At 63.5% G+C, this 6,509-nt stretch carries 6 protein-coding genes; 1 reads left to right on the top strand and 5 read right to left on the bottom strand.

Features of this window, described 5'->3' with window-relative positions; genetic code table 11:
* From KBY74_RS05270 to KBY74_RS05250, 5 genes are all read right to left on the bottom strand, one after another.
* On the bottom strand, window positions 1-605 hold a 605-nt coding region (locus tag KBY74_RS05270; RefSeq protein ID WP_254941799.1), incomplete at its 3' end, for an iron uptake porin.
* A gap of 337 nt (window positions 606-942) precedes the next feature.
* Window positions 943-1,518 carry a HupE/UreJ family protein gene (locus tag KBY74_RS05265; protein WP_254941798.1) on the bottom strand — a complete coding sequence of 192 codons (576 nt, stop codon included), beginning with the start codon at window positions 1,516-1,518 and terminating at the stop codon, window positions 943-945.
* A gap of 34 nt (window positions 1,519-1,552) precedes the next feature.
* Window positions 1,553-2,644: a CobW family GTP-binding protein gene (locus tag KBY74_RS05260; protein ID WP_396123095.1), complete on the bottom strand. Its 1,092-nt coding sequence runs from the start codon at window positions 2,642-2,644 to the stop codon at window positions 1,553-1,555.
* Window positions 2,645-2,719: 75 nt separating this feature from the next.
* Window positions 2,720-4,189: an iron uptake porin gene (locus KBY74_RS05255; protein WP_254941796.1), complete on the bottom strand. Its 1,470-nt coding sequence runs from the start codon at window positions 4,187-4,189 to the stop codon at window positions 2,720-2,722.
* Window positions 4,190-4,341: 152 nt separating this feature from the next.
* A complete protein-coding gene (locus KBY74_RS05250; protein WP_254941795.1) occupies window positions 4,342-5,364 on the bottom strand; it encodes a metal ABC transporter substrate-binding protein in 1,023 nt (340 codons plus the stop codon).
* Between the two features lie 166 nt (window positions 5,365-5,530).
* On the opposite strand from KBY74_RS05250, the gene KBY74_RS05245 reads away from it, so the two are divergent.
* Window positions 5,531-6,493 carry a hypothetical protein gene (locus tag KBY74_RS05245; protein WP_254941794.1) on the top strand — a complete coding sequence of 321 codons (963 nt, stop codon included), beginning with the start codon at window positions 5,531-5,533 and terminating at the stop codon, window positions 6,491-6,493.
* Window positions 6,494-6,509: the final 16 nt, after the last annotated feature.

Raw genomic sequence — 6,509 nt, 5'->3', positions numbered from 1 at the left:
AAGGTGGCGCGATCCTGCTTACCAACAGTAACGGGAGGAGTTCCAACCCTCGTGTCCGAGTTGTAGTCGGGTACTCCACCCAGGATGAAGTTCACCTCGCCTTTGAGCTTGGTGGTGGTGGAGAACTGCTGGGCTTCCAGGCTGCCCACCTTGGCCTCAAGTCCGTCGACGCGGCCCTTCAGCACAGCTAGTTCCTTCTTGAATTCTTCCATCAACCTCTGCAGCTCGTCGGTCACTTCGGTGACACGGTCGAGGCAGGCATTTAAGAGGGCCGCCGCTTCGAAGCGGGTCATGGCCTGGCCACCTTTGTAGGTGCCATTGGGATAGCCGGCCACGCAGCCGTACTTTTCAACCAAGTTGGTAAGTGCTTGGTATGCCCAGTCGGTAGGCCTTACGTCGGAAAATTGGTTGACGCTGGTGACCTGGTTGCGCGAGCGCCAAGCCTTGAGCTCGTCAATTTCTTGTTGCTCCATGTAGTCATTGATTGCCTCCCTGCCATTCAGCGACGAGATTTCATTGGCCAAGGCGGTGTCTGGGGCGGCCAAGGCTGGCAAAACTACGCCAAAAATTGCAGGGGCCAGCAATAGGCGATGTAACTGATTCATGGACTCCTCACAACAGAAGTTTGTTGATGTCCACTGGGGACTCAACAAGCCATACTTCTATTTGATTGAGTCGGTGGGCGTGAAGACTATTGATTCAGAATGATGTGATCAATATCACCGGTTTTGCCTGACGCGCACTGGGACCAGCACGGGCTGCATCAGGCCACCACCACCGTTGTCATCATCTGAATCAGTGGCGAGCCAAAAAGCCAAGCCAAACAAGGCGAAAACGCCGGAGAAAAGGATTAGCTCGGCCATGGCGTTTAATTTCGCTTTGATAAGCGTAGCTAGCTCAGCAAGGTGCTTGTGTAACAAAAGTGTCCGCTTAGGACGGTTCTCACGCCAACTGCGCAAGTGCTAGCAGCGCTCCGCCGATGCAGAGAGCACCTGCCAAGCGCCGCCCCCAGCTGGGGGCTAGTTGGCGAATCACGGCGAAACTTGCACCCACCACGGCCGCTGAGCTGAGACTCGCCCCTAGCCACCAGCCCAGCAGGTCTGTGCTGCTGCCTGTGGCTTCCTGGCCATGCAGCATGGCGTGAATAGCCACTCCTCCTGCCAGCACTACGGCCAGCAGCTGGCCCTGGCGTGCAGCCAGCGCTAGGCCAAGACCAGACACCATCAAGGCTGCTAACACCTCAGCTCCTGGCAGGTTGCCCCCTAAGGCCCCATACAAGCCGCCAGAAATCGCTGCAGCCAGGGCCACCAGCAATAGGGATGGGCCTGCCAAGGCGGCAGCGCCGCCAACGCCAAGCAGTAACAGCAAGTGGTCTAGCCCAAGCAGCGGGTGGCTTGCTCCTGCGGCCAGGCCAGCGCCTGCCAAGCCATGGGCACCTGCTGGCAGGGTCGACAACAAGCTGAGGGCCAAGCCAGCGGCGGCGGCCGGGGCCAGTTGGCGCAGGGTGGTGGACATCATGAAACTGGCTGAATCCTCTGAGTCAGTATCCCGTTCAAGCGAAGCCCTTGCCGGAATCTTTGGCAACGCACACCTGCAGTTGCCGGCGCAACAGGGCGTGGTCGAGATTTTTACCGATCAGCACGATCTGGTTCTTGCGTCCTGAGCCCTCTGGCCAGTCGGAATCGTCGATCGAGAAGCGCTTGCCAGCCAGGTGGAACACATGGCGGCGCTCACTTTCGTTGAACCAGAGGATCCCCTTGGCGCGAAACACTTCGGCTGGCAGCTGGTTGTCGAGAAAGTTCTGAAACTTGCGTAGGGCGAAGGGCCCCTCCGCCGCAAACGACAACGAGGTGAATCCCTCGATGGCGGCGTGGTCGGGGTGATCGGCGTGATTGTGGTTGTGGTGATTGTGGTCGTGGTGATCGTGCTTGTGATCGTGGTGCTCGTGTTCGCAGTGGCCGTGGTCGTGATCGCAGGAGCTGTGGTCTGGCTCGGCGCTGAGCTGCTGCTGGGCAACAATTTTGTCGCTTTCGAACAGTCCCACGCTGAGCAGTAGCGGCAGGGGCACTTCGCCCTTCACCGAGCGCAGGATGCGGGCATCGGTCTTGATCTCCCGCAACTGGGCCTCCAGGGCAGCCAGCCGCTCCTCAGCTACCAAGTCGCATTTGTTTAGCAACAGCATGTCGCTGTAAACGATCTGGGCCCGGGCCACTTCACCCTCCAGCAGCTCGTCGCTGAAGTTCTCGGCGTCTACCAGGGTGATGATCGAGTCGAGCCTGGTGGTATCTCGCAGGTCGCTGCCGAGGAAGGTCATGGCCACCGGCAGGGGATCGGCCAGGCCGGTGGTCTCCACCACCAGATAGTCCACCGGATCGGGGCGCTCCAGGATGCGATACACCGCCTCGAGCAGTTCGCCGTTGATTGAGCAGCAGATGCAGCCGTTGCTCAGCTCCACCATGTCTTCGCCGGTGGCAACAATCAGGTCGTTGTCGATGCCGATTTCACCGAATTCATTGACCAGCACGGCGGTTTTGACCCCCTGCTGATTGCTGAGAATGTGGTTGAGCAGGGTGGTCTTACCCGCCCCCAGAAAGCCGGTGAGGATTGTCACGGGCAGGCCCGTGGGGGTGGCACTGGCGGTCATGGAGTGGGGCATGGCTTGGCTGTGATGACACTAGGAACCCGTTGCCGCAATCCATTGGGCAGGGGTTGGCTCGGCTCAGAACTGGAAGCTGGTTTTGATCAGGGCACCGAATTGATTGGCCCCGCCCCCATTCCCGCCAGGGTTGTTGAGCACGAAGATTGCCGGGGTCACGGAGATGGCGTCGGTGAGCTGCCACTGATACCACCACTCCCAAGCCCATACGCCGGATTCGCTGGCAGCCCCATTGCGGGTGGCGGTTGCAAAGGCGGGTTGGCCCACCCCCATGCCAAAGCTGTTGCCCTCAGCCAGCACATCGCTCCATTGCAGGCCCACCATCCACGACTGGCTGGTGCGCAGGTCTGAGCCGGAGCTGCCGTTGACGCCGTAACCAGCGCTGAGCGAGGGGATCCAGCCGCTCTTGGCCGGCTGCCAGAAGCCGCTGATGCCAAAGGCATTGGTGTTGACGTCGTTCTCTTCGATCTGGGTGGTGATGAAGGGGGTGGCACCCGGCACACCCACGCCTGCATCTATATAGGAGTAGATCGCTGCGAGGCCCCAGTTTTCCTGGCCGTAGCCCAGCTGCACGGTGCTGGTGCCTGCTGAAGTGCTGCTGAATAGGCCCTGGGAGGAATCGGCCCCGTTGGCCGCCACGTAGTTAGCGCTCACACTCCAGCCGTTGTCTTGCCACCAGAGGCCAAAACCGGGGCCGAGGTTTTTGTTGTAGGCCAGTGGCGCCCCATTGAGGGTGAGCACGTTGAGGATGGTGTCGCTGGGATAGGCGCTGGGCCAGAGGGCGAGCATGTCCTCCTGGCCCACCCGGCCGCCGATCGTGGCGGTGAACTGACCACCGATCGGAGACTGCCCAAGCGGGAACTGGTAGAAGAGCTTGTCGATGCCCACCATGTCGGGGCCGCCCTCCTCCTGGAAGGCGATCTCCAGGGTGGAGAGGCCGCCACCGAAGGCATTGCGATCGCCATCGAAGTTGCCAGCCCGCAGCACCGTGCGCAGCAGATCCTTGCCGCTGAAGCTGGTGTCGAGGTTGAGCTGCAGGTCGTAGTTGAACGTGACCTGCTCACCGGCGGGGTTGTTGCTCACCCCACCCACCACAAAGGTGGCCAGGCCGGAGAGCTTGGTGGTGGTGGAGAACTGACTGGCTTCCAGTTCCCCAGCCTTGGCCTCGAGGCCATCGACGCGGCCCTTGAGGATGGCGAGTTCCTTCTCGAACTCCGCCATCAGGCGCTTGAGCTCGTCGGTGACTTCAGTGACGCGATCGAGACAGGCGTTAAGCAGGGCGGCGGCCTCAAAGCGGGTCATGGCCTGCCCACCTCTGAAGGTGCCGTTGGGGTAGCCGGCCACGCAGCCGTAACGCTCGACCAAGTTGCTGAGGGCCTGGTACGCCCAGTCGCTCGGGCGCAGATCGGTGAATTGGCTGATGCTGGTGACTTGCTCCTGGCTGCGCGCGTAATGGTTGACGCGCTCAAGGTTGAGCTCGGCTGCTGCAGCCGCGTTAGGCGTCAGCAGGCCCAGGACTGCCGGTGCAGCCATTAGTTGTCGGATCGATGCCATTCCGTTGATTACCCAGGCTTGTGGAGGCCGCCACGAGGGACGCTCCAGGAATGATAACGGTTCTCATTCATGTTTTGATCAAGTCGCGATCCGGTCGCGATCCACGCTTCCGCCCTTGTTGTCCCCTTGTTTCAGTGAATCGCCTGCCAGCTTTGGATCAGGGCCTGTTGGCTGGCCCGGTCACAGCGGCCCTGAAGGCCGTTCACGATCAGGCAGGTGTTGGCGCTGAGGGTGGCCACCAGGCTGCTGGCGGAGCCATCGCCCGCTGGAGCCAGGCCGTCGGCCACCAAGGGCTCGGCTGAAAGGGGAACGCCGCTGAGGGCGCTGATGCGCTGCAGTGCCTTGCTGGGCGGCAGTTGTTCGCTGAACAGCATCGGAACCTGCTCCTGCTTGAGCTGCTGCACCACGGCCTGGAAGGCCTGGGGCCGCAGGTTGTCGCTGCTGCTCATGGAGTCGACAAGGGGCAGCTCCTGGAGCCCGTAGGCCCGCGCCAGGCTGGCGAAGGCGCGGTGCCCGCTGGCCAGGGGCCGGGCCACGGGGATGGTGGAAAACTGTTGGCGGTTCCAGCGGTCGAGCTGGCCGAGCACGGTCGTCATCGCCCTGGCCCGGGCGGTGATGCGGGGGCTGGCAGCGGGTTTGAGCTGCTCGAGCTGCTTGGCCACCAGCTGCACCATGGCGCTGGCCTGGCCGGGGTCGTGCCACACGTGGGGATCCCGATCGCCGTGATCGTGGAGATCGGCGTGGGCGTGGCCAGCGGCGTGCCCTTCCTCCTGGTGGTCGCCTTGGCTGTCCTGCAGCACTTTGAGTTCGGGGCTCCCCGGGACGGCCCGCTCGGCCACCGCCACCGCCTTGCTCTGCTCGGCCAAGGAGGGGGTGAGGCCATACCCATTGATTAGCACCAGCTGGGCCTGGCTGAGGTCGCGGCTCTGCTGCGGTGTCAGCCGGAACTGGTGCGGGTCATCTCCCGGTTGCAGCAGGCAGCGCACCCGCAGGTCGTCTGCGGCTAGGCGCTGGGTGATGTCACAGAGCACGCCATCGCCGGCGATCACTTCGGCGGGTGGGGTGGATCCGCAGCCGGCCAGGGCCAGAGCCCCGGCCAGAGGCAGCGCCAGAGCAACGGTGAGGCGGAGTGGCGTGTGCGATCGGTGCGTCACAGAGACAGACCAGCCAGGCCCAAAGTTTGTTGAATGATAATGGTTCTCAAGTTGTACCGGCTGCCCGCGGCTGGTGCTGGGGTGGCTGCTGATGGTGCATGGGTGGCTGTTGAAGGTGCGGGGACGGTGGGCCACGCAGAATCGACGGGTTTGCGTTCCCCCCGCCATGACCAGGCCCCACGCCTTGCTGATGGCCGGAGTGCTGCTCGTCTTCTATCTGGATGGCTTTGTTCTGGGGGCGCCCGTGGCGCTGCTGCTGGTGTGGGCTCTGCTGGGCGTGTTGGTGCTGGTTGGTTTTCTGCGGCATGCCGGCCATGGCCCTGCCGGCAGGGTTCAGTGGCCAGCAGTGGCCCTGGCGGCCCTGGCCGCCCTCGGGGTGCTGGCCCTGACGCGCGGCGCCTCTGCCTCGGTGGTGCTGGCCACCGCCCTGGTTGGGGTGGCCGGTGGAGCGCTGGAGGCTGCAGGCCGATCCAGGCACCGCTGGCAAGGGGTGGCAGCCCCGGTGTATTGCGGAGCCTTTGCCGGCATGACCTCCCAGCTGGTGCTGGGCCATCCGGCCTGGGTTGTTCTGGCAGGGGGCCTAGCTGGGCTGGTGTTGTCGGTTCTGAGCGACAGCTGGAGCGGCATCGGCGGCAAGCTCGGCACCACCGCATTCCTGGGGGTGGTTGGCGTCATGGGCCTGGCCGTGGCTGCTGGCGCGATGGGCTCGGGCGCCAGCCTGCATCCCTTCACTGCCGTCGAGCGCAGCTTGGTGCTGATCCTGTCACTGCTGTCTCCGCTGGTGACCCACGCCCTCAGCTACCGCTTGGGCCTGGGTGTGGTGCTCGGCTCGGCCCTGCCCTCGATGCTGCTGGCCATCCTGCTGGGGGCTCTGCCAGCTGCCCTCCAGCTGGAGCCGGTGCCCCTGAGTGATGCCTGGCTGGGTGCCAGTTTTGTCGGCATGACAGCTCCAGAGCAGCTCGCCCCGCGCCCGGTGCCCCTGCTGCTGGCGATGGGTCTGCTGTTCGCCCTGCTGAGCTTCAGCTTCGCTCCGCGATTGGCGGGGATCGGCGGAGACCTCGGGGTCACGGCGGCGGTGTCGGTATTTGCCGTGCTGGGAGCGCGGGTGCTGGTGCTCGACCGTCGTTAGGTTTGCGGTTGCCCTG

The sequence above is a fragment of the Cyanobium sp. A1C-AMD genome (assembly GCF_024346495.1).
Classification (GTDB): domain Bacteria; phylum Cyanobacteriota; class Cyanobacteriia; order PCC-6307; family Cyanobiaceae; genus Cyanobium_A; species Cyanobium_A usitatum.
The sequence above is the reverse complement of the archived record's forward strand: the minus strand, read 5'-3'. Positions and strand labels throughout refer to the sequence as shown.